The organism is Mucilaginibacter sp. SJ (genome assembly GCF_028993635.1).
Taxonomy (GTDB): Bacteria; Bacteroidota; Bacteroidia; order Sphingobacteriales; family Sphingobacteriaceae; genus Mucilaginibacter.
The window spans coordinates 4,330,659-4,350,466 of the sequence record NZ_CP118631.1 but is presented as its reverse complement, the minus strand read 5'-3'; the positions used below and the strand labels follow the sequence as shown (position 1 = coordinate 4,350,466).

The window sequence follows — 19,808 nt, the reverse complement described above, 5'->3', positions numbered from 1 at the left end:
TCCTTTAGTTGATCCCTGTAATTTTACTTCTTCTTTCCAATAGTAATACGTCACGCCAGGTACCGTTCATTTTGCCGACTTTTTCGCGGTAACCGATCTGCCGAAACCCGTGCTTTTCATGTAAAGCAACGCTTGCAGTGTTTTCAGGAAAAATACCGGCCTGTAGCGTCCAGATATTTTCCGCTTCGGTATCACTGATCAGTTTTTCGAGCAAAGCCGACCCGACTTTTCGCCCCTGATAGGCTGTACCGACATAAACACTTACCTCGGCAACACCCGCATAAACGCAACGGCTTGAAACAGGCGTTAACGCAACCCATCCGGCAATTTTGCCATCAATTTCCGCGACAAAACGGTGTTTTTCCATGTGTGCTTTATCCCATGCAGGGCCATCTGGTGCGCTCGTTTCAAACGTGGCATTGCCTGTTGCAATCCCTTCCTGGTAGATATACATAACGCTTTCCCAATCTCTGGCGGTCATCGGTCGTATTTGCATCATTGTGGTTTTAAAGTGACAAGTTATAGAAATCGTTTGGTTTTAGCAGCAACCTGAACCTGGTGCACAGCATGCAACAGCAACAGCAAGGTTTTTTAATTCAACTTTTTGTTTTGCTGGTGCAGGGGTGCAACATTCTTCGCCTTTATCATTTGTGCCGCAGCTCCCCCCTCTTGTGATGGCTTTGCATTGAACAGCATCCGGGCGCAGGTCAACGATCAGGTTTCCGCCATCGATGATAAATTCACCAGGGAACATTTGGCGTGTGTCAAATTCCGAATTTCCAAATTCGATTTTAACCGTTCCAAGCGGGTTAAGCGGAAGTGATTTTTCGACAATGGCCACAATAGATAAGGCCTTGCTTACTTTCATCGATCTTTCCTGTTGCTCGTTTTCAGGCTCCCAAAGCTGTACGATAATTTCTGTCCAGCTATTCATAACACCGCCGCAATCAACAGAAACAATCGGGGCTTGTTTGATCTCGGTGATGTGGTAAGAGGCATCTACCCATTTTTTTTCCGCATACTGGAACTGCAAATTCAGATCGGGGTTCTTTACCAGTTCTTCTGTGAACTGGCTCCAGTTCAGGCTATCTGCTTTGTTCATGGTTTCGTTCTCCTTTACTTGTTTTATTGTAATATTACGATTGATTTATTCAAATTTTTTTAACAGCAGGTTTTGGCTTTACCGTACGACTGCATAAACAGGCCCAACTGATTTTCCAGTTTTTCCCAGGCTTTTGGTTCGATACAATAACATACGCTTACGCCCTCAATGGTGCCCTGTATTAACCCGGCATTTTTCAGCTCTTTTAAATGCTGTGAAATTGTTGGTTGTGCCAAACCAAGTTCATCCACAAGATCACCGCAGATACACGCATTCGTTTTGATCAAATATTGCAGGATGGCAATGCGGGCAGGGTGCGCCAACGCTTTCAGCATCGTTGCCAATGCGTTTTGCTCATCTGTGAATATTTCTGTTTTTGTAAGGCCCATATCAATCGCAATATTACGATTGATTTTTTAATTGTACAACTAATATTTGCTACTCTTTTTAAAAAGGCTTCAAGATTAACGTAATAATGCCGTAGAAAACAACGCTTTAATATTAATTACATTTGTTAAATTTTGTTAAATGCAATTTTTGTGTGCGGATTTAGGATAATTTTGTTTGTTAATAAATGAAGAAAAGGAGCATAGGTTTAATTATTGGCTTAATGAGCTTTGCGCTGCTGGGCGTAATGGCTATGCAATTTTATTTTCTAAGGCAATCATACCAGATGCAGTCCGATTCGTTCGACCGCCAGGTGAGGGAGGCTATGAACAACGTAGTAGATAAAGTTACCCGTCAGGATGCAAATAACTTTTTGAAAACCAAAACCCAGCAAGCAGCCATCAGTACCGATAATGAAGAAACGGGTATCAGCACCATAAAAGTAACAGGGTTACCTAAAGAAAAAAAGCATTCTACTGCCCGCGAAAAGCGGATTGCTTTACTCCGTGACAGCTTACAACGCATGATCCAGCGTAAAAAAATGGATGATGAGCTTAACGGCTTACTACAAACAGAAGGTACGGTTGATTTTAAAGTACGTGTTGAGGAATATACAGACGAGTTTGGTGTAGTACATGAGCAACTTACGCCCGAGATAGTGCATACCCGTATTACCCGCAGGGTAGGTCATCCTAAAAAACTTCATAAGTATGATACCCTGAGGTATGTCTACGTCGATCCTCAGTTTGGCAAACAAATGATCTCAGTACCGCGCATCAATCCGTTGTGGGTACAGGAACAAACCCGTAAGCAAAAGGAGCGGCAAGTTCAACAGATAAAAAAAATGCTGGAGACCGATTCGCTTGAAAAGGCTAACAGTTTGAGCAATAAGCCAACTGTTATCGAAAACCTGGCCGAAGAATACCGTAAATCGGGCGAACCGTTGAACAAACGGATCAACCCTTTCTGGATAGACTCGTTACTGCGTTTTGAGCTTCATAATAAAGGCATTTTTCTGCCTTTCAGCTACGAAGTTACAACCGCCAACAGCGACTCGCTGATATTTTCAAATGCAAGCGACAACCAGGGCGAAAAGCTGCCCGTATTTGTGGCGGCAAATACTTATCAAACCCCTATTTTCACCAAAGAGGTGATCAATGACCCCGGGAAGATCAGGCTTTCGTTCCCGCAAAAAAACTCGCTGATCTTAAGCAATATGACTGCTACTATGGCTACAACCGGCGGCCTTACCATGGTGCTGATCCTTTGCTTCGGTTATACTATATTTTCAATATTGAGGCAGAAAAAGATCTCGGAAATGAAGATCGATTTCATCAATAACATGACCCACGAGTTTAAAACCCCGGTGTCAACCATCATGATTGCCAGTGAAGCTTTACGGGATAATGAAATTGCCGAAGATAAAAGCCGGGTAGCCCGTTTAGCTAACATCATTTTTGAAGAAAATGCCCGTTTAGGCAGTCATATCGAGCGCGTATTAAACATTGCCCGCATTGAGCGTAACGATTTTAAACTGGATAAAAAACCGGTTGATGTAAATGAGATGGTTACCATAGTGCTTGACAGTATGGCGCTCAAACTGCAAAAATGCAATGCTAAAACCACACTGCACCTTGATGCCGAAAAAGCCTATATCATTGCCGATGAACTGCATTTTTCAAACGTATTATACAACCTGGTTGATAACGCCATTAAATACAGCAACGAAGCGCCTGATATAACTATAAGTACTTTTGTTAAAAACGGGCAGATTGTTATTAAAGTAGCTGATAAGGGTATAGGCATGAGCCGCGACCAGCAATCAAAGATATTTGAACAGTTTTATCGCATCCCTACGGGCAACGTGCACAACGTTAAAGGTTTTGGCCTGGGCTTAAGCTATGTTAATACCATAGTAAAACGCCTGAACGGCACCATAAGCGTGAAATCAGAAAAAGAGAAGGGCTCGGAGTTTGAGCTGAAGTTTGCAGTGGCGTAACTCTTAAGTCGGAAGTCCGAGGTCGGGAAGTCCGAAAGATAAACTCAGACACTGTCTCAATATAAAAACAACTTACGGACTTTCCGACCTCGGACTTCCGGACTAAAAAATCTTCCGAACTTGGAAAATATATGAAGAAAATACTACTGGTTGAGGATGATGCCAATTTGGGCCTGTTACTGCAGGACTACCTGCAATTGAAAGGTAAGTTTGATGTGGTTTTATGTAAGGATGGCGAAGAAGGCCTACGCGCCTTTACCAAACAAACATATGATCTGCTGATACTGGATGTGATGATGCCAAAAAAGGACGGCTTTACACTTGGTAAGGATATCCGTAAAATCAATGCCCAGGTACCTATTATTTTTGCGACGGCCAAAGGCATGATTGAAGATAAAACCCAGGCCTTTAATTTGGGTGGAGATGATTATATCACCAAGCCTTTCCGCATTGAGGAATTACTGCTTCGTATAAATGCGCTGTTAAAGCGTACGGATAATATTGGCAAAAAGGAAGAGGAGAAACAAACCTCCTTTAAAATTGGGAAATATACGTTTGATTATACAACCCAGATGATCATGACAGCAGACAACCAGCAAAAACTATCCACCAAGGAGGCTGAATTACTGCGCCTGCTGTGTGTGCATAAAAACGAAGTGCTTACCCGCGAAGAAGCCCTGTTGAACATCTGGCATGATGATAATTACTTTAACGGCCGGAGTATGGATGTATTTTTGAGTAAGATCCGTAAGTATCTGAAAGACGACCCTAACGTGGAGATCATCAACGTACACGGACGGGGGTATAAGCTGCTGATTAACTGATCTGAGGGTTAATTTTATTTTGAAAGAGTTATTTGTGTGATATAAGCCTCAAGGGGGGCTTAACCAAAGTAAGCTATACAACATATTTGATTTTATGAGTTAATTTAAACCCGGAAGAGGAAACCGCACAAACCCGCGCTTTTTATTAATGTGCTCCAAACTTCACCCACACAAAATATCCTATCCAAAGCAGGATATTGGAATAAACACCAGCCAGCACATCATCCATCATTACACCCAAACCGCCGCCAAGATCTTCCATTTTGCGTACGCCAAGCGGTTTCACAATATCAAAAAAACGAAACAATACCAGTCCCGCTAAAAGGAAGTAAAAATTAGGCGGGATAAAAAGCATAGCTATAAGCATTCCGGCAACCTCATCAATTACCACACGCGAGCTGTCTTCGCCCCAGTCGGATTCAACCTTATTTCCTACAAATACGCCAAGCGCGGTAACAAATATGGTAATAGCCAGCAGGTACCATGGGTTTTGCAATGCCGGACTCTGCCACAACAGCCAGATAAAACCGCAGGTAACTATAGCGGCGTAGGTACCCCCGCCTTTTAAAAAACCAATGCCGAAAATGGAAGCTATTGTTTTATTTAAGAACATTTAGTTTATATATCAAGTCATTAATGTTTTCATTCCCTCCCAAGGGAGGGGTGCGGCTGGCGGTGTTGTGGCAGGGAGGGGTTATCCGCTTTGTAAAGTCATACAATGTTCAGGCCCCCCCTACACCCTCCCAAGAGAGGGAATCGCACGAGCTCTGCGCTTTTTACTGCTGCTATTGCTAACTGCCACTACCAACTGACCTACTGTTTATCCAGCACATCCTCTGCAGCTTCAGCTACTTTGGGTTCAATGGTATGCCTTTTAGGAAAGTTGAACAGCAGTGACGTTAATACCGGAATGATAAATAAGGCTACAGTAAACACCGAAGTGAAAATATCAGCGCTTTCTCCTTCCATCAATTTTGAAAATCCCGCTTCCGGATAAAGGTGTACGAATAACGATGAGGCCAGTTTAATCCCCAGTACGCCAATCACGATAAAAGCTACAGTTTCCAGGAAAGTGAATTTTTCCATCAGTCTTACAAAAGCCTGGGCAACAAATCGCATAGCCAGGATCCCGATAAACACGCCAATATAAATTAACATCTTATGGTCGGTAAATGCAACAGCTGCAAAAACGTTATCAATGGAGAAGGCAAGGTCCATCAGCTCCACTAAAGCTATGGTTGCCCACAAATTACCTATCAAACCAACGGTTGAACGGTAAAGCCAGTTTTTGTTTTTATCAACCGTTTCTTCTTGAGTATCGCTGTCGGCCTTTTTTAGTTTGCCTTTAAAATAATTGAAACTCAGGTATATCAGATAAAGGCCTCCAAGTGGTTTCAGCCACCAAACAGATACCAGCCATGCCGCTAAAAACAAACAAACACCCCGTAAAACATATGCCCCTATAATACCATAACGTAATGCTTTTTTCCGCTGATGCGGGGGCAGGTCAAGTACCATGGTTGCCAGTACGGCGGCATTATCAACGGAGAGCAGGCTCTCAATAACAATCAGGTTTAGGACAATCAATAGGCCGGCCTTAAGGTCGGGGCCAAGCAGGTAATGTAAAAACTCCATAAATTATATAATATCGGTATTAAGCATTGCTTTTAAAATATTGGCCTGCACATCCACATCGCTCAGGCTTTGTAAAAAGTTGATGTCGGCTATCTTTTTATAGTTTTCGGCTAACAGGCTTTTTATTTCGGGCGGCATGTAAGCTTTCATGGTCACTACATCGCTTTGCAGCTTATCAATTTTGTCCTGCAGCTCATGCATCAGTTTTTCCCTTTTTGACAGATTGTTATTATGCTCGATGCCCGAAAGCTTTGTAACATCGCAAAATAGGAATAAATTATTGGCAGGCGAAAATAAAAAGTGCCTGTCTTCATCCATAAATTTATACACTTCCAGTATCAGGTTACCGGCTTTTAACCCACAGTAAAACTCTGTACGGAACTCGCGTTTTAACAATACCCCCATCAGCTTACGCTGAATAGTAGCGTAGTTATTATGATAGGTATCATTATAGTTATGCTGCACAAGTTCATTATACAGTTCGGGAGTTATGCTATAAAAAAAATCGGAACCATAGCGCAGGCTGAAGGCATTGATGTTTTTGGAGAAGGGATAATCAGCCGAGTTGTCTGAAAGTACCTGGTAAAGCTTCCGTAATGAAAGGTTCACTTTCAGCGCCTGCCTTTGCCTGTCAATTTTGAAATCCTGCTCGGTGAGTATATTGTCGTCTATCTTATCAATCATCTCCCGGGTAAGCTGGATCTCGTCGAGCACAAGGCTTACATTGTTCTCGTTGTTCTTTTTGATCTTGCGGAGCAGGTCGACCAGACTGGTGGTAAATTGCACATGAAAAAGTTCCAGCTTGTTGATATCGATTTCGGGATTGGTTTCAAAAAGCTTATGGATAACCTGGGTACGCAGGTAGATCTTATAAATGAGTTCATCTTCAAAAAATACCGACAGCAGCTGAAGCTTGCTGAGCATCCTGTTTGAGCTATTTAAAATATTTAGCCTGTTTTCATCCATCAACGTACAATATCCCTTTTATAAATGTAAAAATACAAAATTATGAGATTGAATACTGGGGCGTATGTTACGAATAAAAGGGAGCATATTTGGATTATTGAGTTTAAACAACAGAATCTAAATTGCACCAAAATGTGCGTTAGGGATTGAAGCGGATACCGGCCGGGAGCGTAATGCCAGCAGGCGTATGAGCGTAAAGCCCGGCCGCAGGCAACGCAATGATTGATTTCCGAGTTGGGATTTTCGAATTCGGATTTCTTTTAATATCATACCTGAGCTAAATAAACTAAGGATTGTTTTATTGGTTTAGCATTCGGTCAATTATCAAATTCTGTAAATTCTGATTCAGACAATGGCGTTGCCTCCGGCCCAGGCTTTTCGTTGCAAGTCCTCGCCTTTCCTACCCGCAACCCTTATACGCGCTGCGGGCTTTACACTGCAATCTCTAACGCGCCCCACGCGCAATCACCTAATACCATATCTATTACCATCAAAATAAATTATATTTACATAAAGGTGTAACCTGGTCTGTAAAAGTGTGGTCACAGCGGTTATATAATGCAGAGCAAGCTTTCAGATATCGAACTTATTGAGCAAACCCTGGCTGGTAACCGGTTCGCGTACGCTGACTTGGTTAAACGGCACCAACGTTTTGTTTTTACACTGGCCATGCGTTTTGCAAAGGGCCGGGAAGATGCTGAGGAGATTGCGCAGGATTGTTTTGTGAAAGCTTACCGCTCGCTGGCTTCGTTCCAGGGGCAGTCGAAATTTAGTACATGGCTATATAGTATAGTTTATACTACAGCTATGACATTTTTAAGAAAGAAACGGGTGGATACCGATTCGATTGATGATGAAGGTACATTTGTGCAGGTTGAGAGCCATGAATCGGCATATGATACCAACAACGCAGAAAATAAATCGCGGTCATATTACCTGAACCAGGCAATTGAGCAATTACTGCCCGATGATGCCACTATTATTACCCTGTTTTATAAAGGGGAGCAATCGTTAGAAGAAATTGCCCAAACAATGGGTATTGAAACAAATACCGTTAAGGTTAAACTATTTAGGGCACGCCAGCGTTTGAAAGAAAAGCTGGAGCGCAATTTAAAACACGAGGTAAAAGAACTGATATGAACACCATCGAAGAAAAACTTTGGAGCTATATTGATGGTACCTGCACACCGGCTGAGCAGGAAGCCATTGCCCGGCTTATTGAGGAAGACGAACTGTACAAACAAAAGTACACCGAGTTGCTTGTGCTAAACCAGGAATTTGCAAACCTGGAACTTGATGAACCATCAATGGCCTTTACCTATAATGTAATGGAAGCTATCAGGGCAGATCAGGCACTGGCACCTCTAAAATCAACTATAAATAAAAAGATTATACTCGGTATTGCGGCCTTTTTTGTGCTAAGTATATTGGCCCTGCTGGCAATCACCCTTTCAAATGTACAAATTTCAGGAAATCCGTTCAGTGTTGTAAACATTAAACTACCTGCAGATTTTAAATTGCCCGCGGCCAACACCATTTTCAATAGCGCTTTCATGAAAAGTTTTTTCGTGTTTGATGTAATTTTGGCGCTATTTTTAACTGACAGTTATCTGCGTAGAAAAAAAGCTGCAAAAGAGGCATAAAGTGTTCAGTTTTCTGTATGCCAATAAAAACCATGGTGTCTTTTTGACACTTAATTGCACACATTTTGTAAAGGGAACTCCCCTTTAACCTATTGTTAATGTATCAACAAGGATACATTAAATAAAAATTTAAAAAGTTTCAATTTTTGGCACAGGGATTGTAATAAGATTCACGAACTGGTAAACTTACCGGTTTAATTGTGATAAGGTTTAGGTTGAAAGTCTCCCGACGCAAGGTTGGGAGGCTTTTATTTTTTTAAAGGCAATCCCTTCCTCAAACCCATAACAAAAATTCCATCTAAAGCTTCCCCGAATAGGAATTATTTAAAGAAATAACTGAGATGTACCAGAGCTGCGAACTTTGTTCCTGCTGTAAAAGCTATTCCATCAACAGGCGCCTGGTTTTTTAACCGGGTAACTGTTTCAAATTGAGTTTCCTTCCACTTTACATTGAACAGATTATTTATGGTTAAGCCAATTTCATATTTGGGCCGGGTATAATTCAATACCAGGTCATTAATGAAATAGCCCCTGGCAATCAGGCTGTAATCGGCATTTGCTGCGCGGTCGCCAAGATACCGGTAGCGCAGGCTTCCGTTAAAGCCGTATTTAAAAATATAAGTTATGCCACCCGTGCTGCTCCAAACAGGTGCTAAAGGAATATAGTTTGCCCCTGCCGGGTCATCCAGCGAGCGCCCGTGTGCGTAATTTACATCCGCATCAAAATACAAGGATTTGAGTGGCTGGTAACGTCCGGACAGGTCAAAACCAATGCGGCGGGTACGGCCACTAAACTCTACCGAACCGCCATCACCACCATATACATATTCTTTTTGCAGGTAACTGTACCATAAGGCAGCGTTAAATAACAGGTTTTTGGCAGGTTTAAATACTGTGCCCAAATCGGCACCGTATGCTGCGGGCAAAGTTTGCAACCCTCCCTGAGCTACAACCACCCGTGTATCATTGGAGTGAAAACCTTTCCCGGTTAATAAATAAAGCTGGGTTTTGTCATTAACCTGGTAATAAAAATTCAATTTGGGGCTCACTGCATTATTATTGGCGGTATAAATACCGATACCGTTAAGTGTGCTGTCGGTAGCCAGTTTATTATTATACCGGTAATAAAACTGATCGAACCTTAAACCGGCATTCATGGAAAACTTTGAGCTGAACCGGAACATTTCATTCAGATAAGCCCCTGCATTCAATTCGGTAATGTCACCCAATTTAATTGGATCGATAACCGTAAAGTTATTGACCGTATGAGACAGTTCGGAACCTTTGGTTATATCCAGCCGGATATTGATCCCTGCTTCCGTTGTCAGCCTGGTGCTGCCTATGTAGGCTTCATGAAGGTAACTGCCGTTATAGCCGTACAAATTGCGCGATTCCCGTTGACGGATCTCATCACCATGAACTGTATCTGCCAGGTAAAACGTAAAATTGGTATGCAGATCAAATTTATACCGCGAATAATAAAATTGATTTTCGAGGATGTCATGATTTGAAAGCCCGGTTAAAAGCTGTGCATTTACATTGATGCGCGATGTTGTACCTCCTTCATTGGGATCAAGCGCACCATAAAAACCAACGACATCTTCGTTTACCGCGCTTTCCGGAATCTGGCCTGATGCTTTCCATGCACTCGATAAAGCAGAAGTGCTAACCGTTAGCCAATTATCAGCGTTTAACCTGCCATGATATTTGGTGAAAAAATTGAAACGCTTAAAGTGTTGAGGGTTATCAAAATAACTATCGCTGTAGCGGTATTCTGAAGCGGCATACCAGGACTGGTTATTGACTTTAGCTTTTTCGCCGAGCAGGTTGACCATGCCAAATACCCGGTATGTATTAAACTGTCCGCCTTCTATTTTGATTTGGTTAGCACTGATCGCGTTGGCTGTGTTAAAGTTCACAAATCCGGTCACGGCGAGGTCGCCTTTTTCTGCATTATACATGCCTTTTTGATAATTGGTGCTTTCAATCGTTTCGGGGATGATAAAATGACTATCTGCATAACCCTGTCCATGCGCCTGCGATACCATATTGATCGGCATACCATCAACGCTCATATTGATGTCGGTACCATGATCATTGTCAAATCCCCTCAAAAAAATCTGCTCCGCCTTACCGCCGCCCTGGTGCTGGCCAATAAACAGGCCCGGAACTATGCGCAGCACTTCCTGCGAATTAGAAACCCCGCGTAATTTTATATCTGTTTCGCTGATGGCTTTATAAGGGTTCGGGTTATTAGCAGTGATCACCACATCGGTTAATAAGGTCTGTTTTGGGCTCAGGCATATCAGGGGCTTAAGGCCATACCCGGTAAGTGGAATAACTTTTTTTTGGTAGCCCACGGCGGTAATTGTAAGGGACAGTGCCGCCGGCCCCACGTTCCTGTAAGAAAAGTATCCGGTTTCGCTGGTAATAGCTGTTTGGTTTACCGGATTTAAAACAACGGTAACACCATTAACCGGCATGCGGGTGGCGCTGTCAATAACCGTTCCCGAGATAGTTTTTTGCTGCGCATACAGCCTTGCGTTACTCAATAATATTGATATGCTTAAGACAAATATTTTAAGTTTCATGCTATCAATTACCTGGCGAATATTCTGCTGATTAAGAATAAACGTGCGGGTATTTTTCCCCGTGTAAACGTAATGGCAAACTTTAATTTAAGACGGTGTCCATAGATGAACGGCCTTTTTTTAATGATGAACGGATCACCATGTTTCAAATCAAGGCCTTTTTTCTGACGTTTATTTCATGTGGGCTCCTTTAAGTTAATTGTATGGGTATTTCATCTATACATTTAGCCCGGTCGCCGATTGTTTATTCTTCTGTAAAAGCCGATTGTGTTACTTTACTGCATGTCTCGAATTAAAACGATCTCGATCACCCTGCATTTAACCGGCTGGATAACGCTTATGGCCATCCCGCTGATCTTTTTGCATAGCGGCAGCGGGTTTGGCGATATCATGATCCTTTTGCACAACACCGACTACTGGTTGTTCGGACTTACTTTTATGATCGTTTTTTACAGCAACACTTTTTTTGTTCAGTGGCTGCTGCTCAATAAAAAATACGTTTCCTATAGCCTTGTTGCATTTATTTTATTGTTTGGGGTATTTTGTATCCGCCCATTTGACCGGTTGCTTCATATCCATGAAAAAGAGAGTACCGGCGGCCAGCCGGCAAGATATACATCCTTCATTCAGCCCGGCAGTGAAAGTCAGCCGGGCAAAGCACCGGGGCAAGGCTCCGGTTTGCCATCCTATCAGGACAGGCCTTTAAGCAGGTCGCCATTTAAACAGCCGCTGGATATTACCAGTTTCTTTATATTTTTTACACTTCTTGCCTTTAGCGGAGCTACTAAGGTCATCCGGAAATGGCTGCTTACCGAGCAAAGGGCTGCCCGGGCTGAAGCAGATAAAGCAACTGCCGAGCTCTCCTTTTTGAAAGCGCAGATCAACCCCCATTTTCTATTCAATACGATGAACAATATTTATACGCTTGTTTTAACGAAGGATGATCATGCGGCCGACAGCGTAATGAGGCTTTCAAAAATTATGCGCTATGTTACGGAAGATATAACCGAAAACTTTGCCCCGCTGCAGCGCGAAATTGATTGTATTACCAGTTATATTGAATTGCAGCGTTTACGCACAGGCAGCCTTACCATTGTTGATTTTGAGGTAGATGGCGATATTGACGGAAAGCAAATAGCCCCCCTGTTGTTAATGACCTTTATTGAAAATATTTTCAAATACGGTGTTAGCAAACATGAAAGATCAACGATCACAATCAAACTGGCTATCCGCGAAACAACCCTGTTTTTTTATTGTAAGAATTGGATTTTCAGTTCAAATAACAGCGAACAAACCGGCACCGGCATAGGGATCAAAAACACGCGCCACCGTTTAGAGCATTTGTATAACGGCAAGCATATATTAAATATCAGCAGTGATAACCAGGAGTATATTGTTCAGTTAACCTTACAAACTTAAGCATGATATTAAAATGTATAGCCATTGATGATGAGCCTTTAGCGTTAAGGCTTATTGGTGAATATGTATCGCGGTTTGCAACCCTGCAACTCATCAGAACATTTGAAGACGCGATTTCAGCGGCCGAATTCTTGAAAAGCACAGCGGTCGACCTGGTTTTTTTGGATATCAATATGCCTGATATCACCGGCATTGACCTGGCAAGGTCGCTGACGGTAAAACCCATGATCATTTTTACTACTTCCTACCGGAACTATGCCTATGAAGGATTTGAGTTAGAGGCAATAGATTTTGTTGAAAAACCAATAGAATTTGAACGTTTTACCAGGGCGGTGGAAAAAGCGCTTTTGTTTTATCAATATAAGAACCGGGCAAACGAAAAACCGAAAGATACAGACGAAAACCTGTATGTGCAATCGGAATACCGGGTTATAAAAATTGATTTGAACACCATCGGGTATATTGAAAGCATGGAAAATTATATCCGGATTCATTTAACCAACGGCAAGCCTGTACTTACGCTGATGCCATTAAAAGAGGTATTGAAAAAGCTGCCTTCTGCAAAATTTCAGCGCATTCACCGCAGTTATATTGTTTCGGTAGGTAAAATAAGATCCTTACAGAATCGTAAAGTGCAATTAACAGGTATTGAATTGCCGGTGAGTGATGCTTATTATGAAGTTATCCGTGGTTTGGTTACTTAGGCTTGGTTTTTTTAATACTCATCCCCCCCCAATGACCAAAGAACAAAAGCCATCGCAAAAATATACGACGGCTTCTGTTCTTTGAGTAAACTAAAAGTTTTGGTCAATGTTATTGCCGGAAATAACCAGCGGCTCCCATATCTTCAATTAACCCGGTAGCTTTAGGCTGCCAATTTAAGGCCGCACGTGTTTTTTCGCTGGATGAAGGGCAACCCAATGACGCAAAATGCAAAAACCAGCCAAAATGTGCCGCCGCTTCATCACCTGTTTTGCTCAGTACAGGCAAATGCAAACCCTGACCAATTGCTTCGGCAATTTCGCGAAAGGCGATACCTTCTTCGGCTACCGCGTGAAACACACGAAGCTCAGGTTGCTTTTCTATGATCAGGCGATATAGAACCGCGGCATCTGAACGGTGAACGGCAGGCCAGCGATTGCTCCCTTCAGCTATATAGGCCGATTCTCCTTTTTCCCGGGCCATGTTAATGATCATCGGTACAAAACCATGGTCGCCCTCACCATGCACACTCGGCGGCAGGCGCACCGTATAAGCTTTTACACCTTTTGCGGCCGCAGCCGCAGCGGCCTCTTCTGAAGCTACGCGCGGAATAACATCTGATGCTGCAGGCGGTTCATCATCTTCGGTAACCAGCCGGCCATAATTCAAAAGCCCTACTCCGGAGGTAATAACTAAAGGTTTGTTTGTTCCGGCCAATGCATTGCCCAGGGCTTCGATCACCTTTCGGTCGGCCTCACAATTGGCCTTAAACTGTGAAAAATCATGATTAAAGGCCGTATGGATTACAGCATCGCAAGCGGCAGCGCCTTGTTGAATAAGTTTCAGGTCGTTGATGTCGCCAGAGTATACTTCAGCACCAGTTGATGCTAATTGTTCAGCGCCTTTATCTGAACGGACAAGACCAAGTACCCTATGGCCCGCCCCTAAAAGTTCTTTTACTATTGCTGAGCCTACAAACCCTGAGGCTCCGGTTACAAATACACGCATAAGTCAATGATTTTATTTGATACAAAATTCTCCAATAAAATCATGCTAAAGATGGTCAGCTGACCATAATTTCAATTAGCGCTGAAGTTGCGCATGGCGGATGCGGGTAAGGGTTTTTATGGAGATGCCAAGATAAGCGGCAATCATGCGCAGGGGCAAACGAGCCAGATAGTCGGGGAAAGTATGCACAAAATCCTCATATTTTTCTTCGGGCGTTGCGCTTAATGAAATCAGGATCCGCTTTCGGCTGTAATGGATATTACGGGCAATAAGGCCTTCGGCGAATTTTTTCAGTTGCGGCACCTCTGCCAGTAACATATCGAAATCTTTTTTTTGCCAGCAGAGTATCGTGCTGGGTTCTACTGCTCCTATGCTCACTTGTGAGGGCACCTGCCGGTCATAACTTTCAACATCAAGCGTCCAGCTGTTTTCCGGTGCAAATTGCAGGATATGCTGATTGCCCCCAGCCGAAATATTAAACGTGTGCAGTAACCCGCTCACAACAAATACCTTGTGCCGGCAAATTTCGCCTGCGCTAAAAAGGAGCTCGTTACGGCGCAACTTTCTTTCCACCGCCAGGTCACTGACCCGGCGGACCGCCTCTTCAGACAGGTCGCTCCTTCTCAGATATGATTCAAATTCCGGATGCATCATCCAAAAATAATAAACATTTCAATACCAAGCGGGCTACCACCAAAGCATGAAACTCAAATGTTGAATACTTTTTCCGGCTTCTTTTTGATATGCGTATACCAAAAATCGCGAGACCTCACACCCCAGATAAACCGGTTTACGTCGCGTTGTTGTGATATTTCACTGCGCTTGCTTAAGTAATATAGTTTATGGGCATTTTGTTTAAGAAGCCACCATAAACGCAGCGACAAAAAATGGCTGGTATAGCCGCTATAAAGATCATGCAGCCTTTTTACAAATTTAGGGTTCTTGTTTGACTTAAATTTTAAACAATAAGCTATCCATTTGATATCCTGTTTTAGCTTTTGACCTTTAGTTTCCGCCTTTCTATCCTTTACGGTGCTACTTTCTGCATGGCGACGATACTTAACCAGGCACTTTGGTATAAAATCTATAGTACCAATATTTACAGCAACGTAACTGAGCCACCAATCGTGATAAAACTCTTTATTAAAAGGCAGGGCGTGCTTCAGCAAATCACGTCGCGCCATAATTGCATGGCCGGAAACACAATTTTGCAGCAGGAAAACTTCCGGATCGTTGCCTTTATAAAAATTATAAACATCCGACATTTTGTAGTTGTAATTACTCCCGCTTTCATTAACAACTTCCGAGTTATAATAACAAAAACGTTTGCCATGTTCATCAATAAACTCCGAATCATGATAAATAAGCTGGTTATCACCTATTGCATTTACCTGTAATTCGATCTTTTCAGGGTGCCATAAATCATCCTGATCACAAAAAGCAATGAGTTCGCCTTTTGAATAGCCAAAAGCTATTTCAAAGTTTTTAGCGAATCCAATGTTATGGTCATTTTTATAAACATGAATCCGGGGATGCAAGGCTGCATATTGCTGCAGAATACGATATGTGCTGTCTGAAGAGCAGTCATCAACTGCTATAATTTCAACGTTTTCATAAGTTTGTGTAATCAACGTGTCCAATTGCTGACGCAGGTACTTCTCTCCGTTGTATGTGCACAGTACAATAGAAACAAGAGGGGTGTCTGTCATAGGTAGTAAACTTTTGTTCATTACTTTGTATTAACGTAAACTTTTAACGAATAATTACAATGCATTCACTTTTTAACATATTTAACCCATCGGAGTTAACTTATACGATATATTTCTGAAGAAAACTTCAAGCAATATTGATGCCTTTTTGCGGCCGCACTAAAACAGGCATAACCGGCAGATAACCAGATTTTTTGTATTATCACAGAAGGACGGGGAAGAAGCCTTTACAATTGTATATATGTTTTTATATCTTTGGAATTTATACCCAATAACATAATTGTGTTACAAACAGCTTTCATTTTCTTTAATCAGTATTATAGTTTCTTGCTTCAAAAACAAGGTTTTGCAGTTTAAATAGTCGCCGGGAAACAATTAATATCAGATCATCAATAATGACATTACCGCCCAAATTTTAAAGGCAACGGGAAAATTGACATAAAGGGTGAATTACCTCAAAAAGCATGTAGCGTTAACGAAAATTTTATCGTAATTAATAAATACTAATATTTTATTATCCGGTAATATGGAGGGATATCATAGCCTGATGTGTGCCGACAAAAATTATATTGAAAAACTATATCACGCGTTATTAAACAAGGTAAAAAGTATTGGTTTCTGCTATTCCAAATCATGTTTGCCAATTATGACGATTTGTCTTCGTTTGCGAACTAAGGTAAAGACTTGTCAAAAATGAATTTTGCAAAAAGATTTGCCCGGCGATACAATAAATACCTGATAAGCCCTTGCACAACAAGTTAACCGGTAATTAAACCTTATTCACAAACTAATCTGTATATCTATGCATGCCCTAAAATATTTTACAAAATCAAAGCAGAACTACAAGCTCACTATTTGCGCCATCATAAAAGACGAAAATGCTTACCTTGAAGAATGGATAAATTATTACTTATTAATTGGAGTAGAACATTTTTATCTCTACGATAACGAGAGTAAAATTTCCGTTAAAGAGACGTTGAAGAAACTGAAGTTAAGCTCCTATGTAACTGTTAGAAAAATAAAAGGGCAGGGGCAACAGATGAATGCTTATACCGACTGTGTTAAAAGGTTTGGTGAATCCACCCAATGGATGGCATTTGTTGATATGGATGAATTTATTGTTCCCAAAACATATCCATACAATCTGTCCGGGTTTCTTGAAGATTATAAAGAATATGGCGGCCTAAATGTTAACTGGCTTATATTTGGTTCAAGCGGCCATAAAAAACGAACTAATAAACCACAATTGGAGAGCTTTGTATTACGATCGGAAACAAATTTCCCAAAAAACCGGCATACTAAATGTATCATTCAGCCAAAGTTTGCCGACAAATGTGATAACCCCCATTATTTTTTTTACAAGGACGAAAAGTTTGCGGTAAATGAAAACTTTGAGCCGGTGGTAGGTGCGTTTTCAGATGTGAGTGTAGATAAGATTCAAATAAATCATTATTACTGCCGGTCGGAAGAAGAATATCTGGAAAAAATTAGCCGGGGGGCCGGTGATATGATCAGGGTCAGAAAAATGGCTGATTTTCACGAGCATAATGATGACACAAACGCTGTAGAGGATACAACGATACTTGAGATAGTTAAAGTTAAAACACAGGATAAATTAAAAATGGAACCGGTGGAATAACTTGCATATGGTGTTTAAACTATTCTTTAATATAATTTACTAAAAAACATTAGATAAACTCGACTGCCTTTTCCGGGCAGTCGAGTTAGTAATAGTTATTTGATAAAATAACTATCTATATTATTCTTTAATAAAAGCTAAAAGATCTTTGTTGATGGTTGCAGCCTCGGTAGTAGGCATACCATGCGGGAAACCCGGATAAGAGATCAATTTACCATTTTTCAGGTGCTTTATAGATTTTAGCGCCGAGTTTGCAAACGGAACTATCTGGTCATCTTCCCCGTGTAAAACAAGTACGGGAATATCTACACTTTTAAGGTCCTCTGTAAAATCTGTTTCCGAAAAAGCTTTAACACAATCGTAATGTGCTTTTATACCGCCCATCATACCCTGGCGCCACCAGTTGTCCCTGATGCCTTGTGAAACTTTAGCGCCTTCACGATTGTAGCCGTAAAACGGAATAGTCAGATCCTGGTAAAATTGGTTCCTTTGTGTTGCCGTGCTTTCGCGGATCCCGTCAAATACTGCAATCGGAACACCATCCGGATTGCTCTCGCTTTGAACCATAACCGGAGGAACCGCGCTGATCAGCACAGCTTTGGCGATACGTCCTTTTCCATATTTTGCAGCATAGTGGATAACCTCTCCACCACCCGTAGAGTGACCGATGTGGATTGCACCCTTCAGGTCAAGCGCCTCAACAAGCTCGGCAACGTCAGCTGCATAGGTATCCATTTCATTACCTGTGGCGGTTTGGCTTGAACGTCCATGGCCGCGGCGGTCATGGGCTATCACCCTATAACCTTGTTCAAGAAAAAAGAACATCTGGGCATCCCAGTCATCGGCAGATAGAGGCCAGCCGTGATGGAAAACTAACGGTTGCCCGGTTCCCCAGTCCTTGTAATAAATTTCGGTTCCGTCTTTTACTGTAATTTTACTCATTTTGTTTTTCAATTATGGTGATTAATAAAGCGCTGAAGATGCAGGGCGTTTTTAGCAAATGATTATCAATGTAACACCTTTAGGCTTTTCTTTGGATGTTTATTTATCCGTAGGTAAAGCTGGCCGGCATCCAAAAATAGTGAATTAAGGAAGAGCCTTTCAAAATCGTATCGAAATTTACCTGGATGCGATAAATCGGCTATTTTTTTGACGAAAAACTTGACAACGTTTATCGTCGCTAAAAATCATTTATAAAAACCACGTTATAGTATTAGACAGTTGGATTATCTGTGCAGAGATGCAGCGAAGCTTGTATTTACCCGTTAATTTCCAGCTTATATCCCTTGCCGTGTATATTCACCAGTTTAATAGCCGGATCATGCTCCAGTTTTTTGCGCAGTTTTGATATGAACATGTCAAGGCTCCGGCCAACAATTACTCCCTCGTCTTCCCAAATCTCTTTTTGAAGCCTGCTCCTTTCAATAATCACATTTGGCGACCGGGCAAAGATGAGCAGCAGTTTACTTTCCTTTAAAGTAAGTTCGGTTATCATTCCGGCACTTTGCAGCTGCCGCCTGGCCGGGTTAAATATAATATTACCCATTTTAAAACCATGCTCCGGGGCGGGGCTGTTTATAACTGTATTTTTCCGGCCTTTACCCGACATTGAAATTACAAGCCCGATAAATGCCAATAAGGGTATCCCGCCAATCAAATAGTCTTTTTGCGGTATATTCAATCCCCGGCTTTTAAATTTGAGGTTGATCACGTAACAGCTTTTAGGCTGTTTCCGCCCCGAGCAGGGCATTATGTTGTCTTTTTTATTTTTGAAGATAGCATAGCCAAATATCACACTGTTCCCTTCACAATTTAGAACATTCACGATATAGTCGTTAGCCAGGTTGTCCTTTGCCAGCGCACTGCTAATTGCTTTCACAAGCGAATCGGGCTGAAAAGAAAATTCATTCTCAAATCGTAACTGGTACTCATTTTCGGAAATCTTTTGTACCGGCATCACCCTCGACGTACTATCACCCGAATATAATAGCACCTCATGTCCAATTTTCCGGAGCAGAATTTCCTGCCGGGCCATATCAAAGTCATCCTTACCGGTAAAGCTGAAAGCCACACATAAAAGGGTCATGAGCAGCAGGGAACCAAGCCCCAGCAAGCGTTTGGTTGTCTTATTCATTGGTAGTTTGGAACCGGCCATATTCCTGGAGATTTAATTTACAAAGTTTA

Annotated in this window: 19 protein-coding genes; 7 read left to right on the top strand and 12 right to left on the bottom strand. The window is 41.9% G+C overall.

Annotated features, from left to right (window positions below):
- Positions 1-4: 4 nt before the first annotated feature.
- From MusilaSJ_RS17810 to MusilaSJ_RS17800, 3 genes are read right to left on the bottom strand one after another with little or no spacing between them, the layout of a single operon-like run.
- The gene (locus MusilaSJ_RS17810; protein ID WP_274986232.1) at positions 5-499 is read right to left on the bottom strand and encodes a GNAT family N-acetyltransferase; all 495 of its coding nucleotides are present in this window, start codon (positions 497-499) and stop codon (positions 5-7) included.
- 39 nt (positions 500-538) lie between these two features.
- Entirely contained in the window at positions 539-1,102 is a 564-nt protein-coding gene (locus MusilaSJ_RS17805) for a DUF6428 family protein (RefSeq protein WP_274986231.1), read from the bottom strand.
- 59 nt (positions 1,103-1,161) lie between these two features.
- On the bottom strand, positions 1,162-1,491 hold the full coding sequence (locus tag MusilaSJ_RS17800) for an ArsR/SmtB family transcription factor (RefSeq protein WP_274986230.1): 330 nt from the start codon (positions 1,489-1,491) through the stop codon (positions 1,162-1,164).
- Between the two features lie 185 nt (positions 1,492-1,676).
- On the opposite strand from MusilaSJ_RS17800, the gene MusilaSJ_RS17795 reads away from it, so the two are divergent.
- Entirely contained in the window at positions 1,677-3,488 is a 1,812-nt protein-coding gene (locus MusilaSJ_RS17795; protein ID WP_274986229.1) for a sensor histidine kinase, read from the top strand.
- A 131-nt stretch (positions 3,489-3,619) separates the two neighbouring features.
- On the top strand, positions 3,620-4,312 hold the full coding sequence (locus MusilaSJ_RS17790; protein ID WP_090531325.1) for a response regulator transcription factor: 693 nt from the start codon (positions 3,620-3,622) through the stop codon (positions 4,310-4,312).
- A gap of 145 nt (positions 4,313-4,457) precedes the next feature.
- Here the strand turns inward: MusilaSJ_RS17790 and MusilaSJ_RS17785 are convergent, their stop codons facing one another.
- From MusilaSJ_RS17785 to MusilaSJ_RS17775, 3 genes are all read right to left on the bottom strand, one after another.
- Positions 4,458-4,925 (bottom strand): phosphatidylglycerophosphatase A family protein, encoded by a 468-nt coding sequence (locus MusilaSJ_RS17785; RefSeq protein ID WP_274986228.1) that lies wholly within the window; start codon positions 4,923-4,925, stop codon positions 4,458-4,460.
- A 200-nt stretch (positions 4,926-5,125) separates the two neighbouring features.
- Complete coding sequence (locus MusilaSJ_RS17780) at positions 5,126-5,947, bottom strand: MeeY/MeeF family manganese export membrane protein (RefSeq protein ID WP_274986227.1); 822 nt, start codon at positions 5,945-5,947, stop codon at positions 5,126-5,128.
- Positions 5,948-5,950: 3 nt separating this feature from the next.
- Positions 5,951-6,871, bottom strand: a complete 921-nt coding sequence (locus MusilaSJ_RS17775) for a hypothetical protein (protein WP_274986226.1) — start codon at positions 6,869-6,871, stop codon at positions 5,951-5,953.
- A 600-nt stretch (positions 6,872-7,471) separates the two neighbouring features.
- On the opposite strand from MusilaSJ_RS17775, the gene MusilaSJ_RS17770 reads away from it, so the two are divergent.
- Both MusilaSJ_RS17770 and MusilaSJ_RS17765 read left to right on the top strand, forming a co-directional pair.
- Positions 7,472-8,053 carry an RNA polymerase sigma factor gene (locus tag MusilaSJ_RS17770; RefSeq protein ID WP_274986225.1) on the top strand — a complete coding sequence of 194 codons (582 nt, stop codon included), beginning with the start codon at positions 7,472-7,474 and terminating at the stop codon, positions 8,051-8,053.
- Positions 8,050-8,556 (top strand): anti-sigma factor, encoded by a 507-nt coding sequence (locus tag MusilaSJ_RS17765; RefSeq protein WP_274986224.1) that lies wholly within the window; start codon positions 8,050-8,052, stop codon positions 8,554-8,556. The genes MusilaSJ_RS17770 and MusilaSJ_RS17765 overlap by 4 nt, the downstream gene beginning before the upstream one ends.
- A 320-nt stretch (positions 8,557-8,876) precedes the next feature.
- Here the strand turns inward: MusilaSJ_RS17765 and MusilaSJ_RS17760 are convergent, their stop codons facing one another.
- Positions 8,877-11,147: a TonB-dependent receptor gene (locus MusilaSJ_RS17760; RefSeq protein ID WP_274986223.1), complete on the bottom strand. Its 2,271-nt coding sequence runs from the start codon at positions 11,145-11,147 to the stop codon at positions 8,877-8,879.
- A 282-nt stretch (positions 11,148-11,429) separates the two neighbouring features.
- Between MusilaSJ_RS17760 and MusilaSJ_RS17755 the strand changes: the two genes are divergently transcribed.
- Positions 11,430-12,566, top strand: coding sequence for a sensor histidine kinase (locus tag MusilaSJ_RS17755; RefSeq protein WP_274986222.1), 1,137 nt, complete (start codon positions 11,430-11,432; stop codon positions 12,564-12,566).
- A 2-nt stretch (positions 12,567-12,568) separates the two neighbouring features.
- Entirely contained in the window at positions 12,569-13,270 is a 702-nt protein-coding gene (locus MusilaSJ_RS17750; protein ID WP_274986221.1) for a LytR/AlgR family response regulator transcription factor, read from the top strand.
- Positions 13,271-13,379: 109 nt separating this feature from the next.
- Here MusilaSJ_RS17750 and MusilaSJ_RS17745 read toward each other — a convergent pair whose 3' ends face one another.
- From MusilaSJ_RS17745 to MusilaSJ_RS17735, 3 genes are all read right to left on the bottom strand, one after another.
- Positions 13,380-14,276 carry an SDR family oxidoreductase gene (locus tag MusilaSJ_RS17745; protein WP_274986220.1) on the bottom strand — a complete coding sequence of 299 codons (897 nt, stop codon included), beginning with the start codon at positions 14,274-14,276 and terminating at the stop codon, positions 13,380-13,382.
- Positions 14,277-14,351: 75 nt separating this feature from the next.
- Positions 14,352-14,930 (bottom strand): Crp/Fnr family transcriptional regulator, encoded by a 579-nt coding sequence (locus tag MusilaSJ_RS17740; RefSeq protein ID WP_274986219.1) that lies wholly within the window; start codon positions 14,928-14,930, stop codon positions 14,352-14,354.
- 53 nt (positions 14,931-14,983) lie between these two features.
- Positions 14,984-16,006: a glycosyltransferase family 2 protein gene (locus MusilaSJ_RS17735; RefSeq protein ID WP_274986218.1), complete on the bottom strand. Its 1,023-nt coding sequence runs from the start codon at positions 16,004-16,006 to the stop codon at positions 14,984-14,986.
- Positions 16,007-16,787: 781 nt separating this feature from the next.
- Between MusilaSJ_RS17735 and MusilaSJ_RS17730 the strand changes: the two genes are divergently transcribed.
- Entirely contained in the window at positions 16,788-17,624 is an 837-nt protein-coding gene (locus MusilaSJ_RS17730) for a glycosyltransferase family 92 protein (protein WP_274986217.1), read from the top strand.
- 120 nt (positions 17,625-17,744) lie between these two features.
- On the opposite strand, the gene MusilaSJ_RS17725 is transcribed toward MusilaSJ_RS17730, so the two are convergent.
- Both MusilaSJ_RS17725 and MusilaSJ_RS17720 read right to left on the bottom strand, forming a co-directional pair.
- Positions 17,745-18,566: an alpha/beta fold hydrolase gene (locus tag MusilaSJ_RS17725; protein WP_274986216.1), complete on the bottom strand. Its 822-nt coding sequence runs from the start codon at positions 18,564-18,566 to the stop codon at positions 17,745-17,747.
- Between the two features lie 316 nt (positions 18,567-18,882).
- Positions 18,883-19,758: a winged helix-turn-helix domain-containing protein gene (locus MusilaSJ_RS17720; protein ID WP_274986215.1), complete on the bottom strand. Its 876-nt coding sequence runs from the start codon at positions 19,756-19,758 to the stop codon at positions 18,883-18,885.
- Between the last annotated feature and the right edge of the window lie 50 nt (positions 19,759-19,808).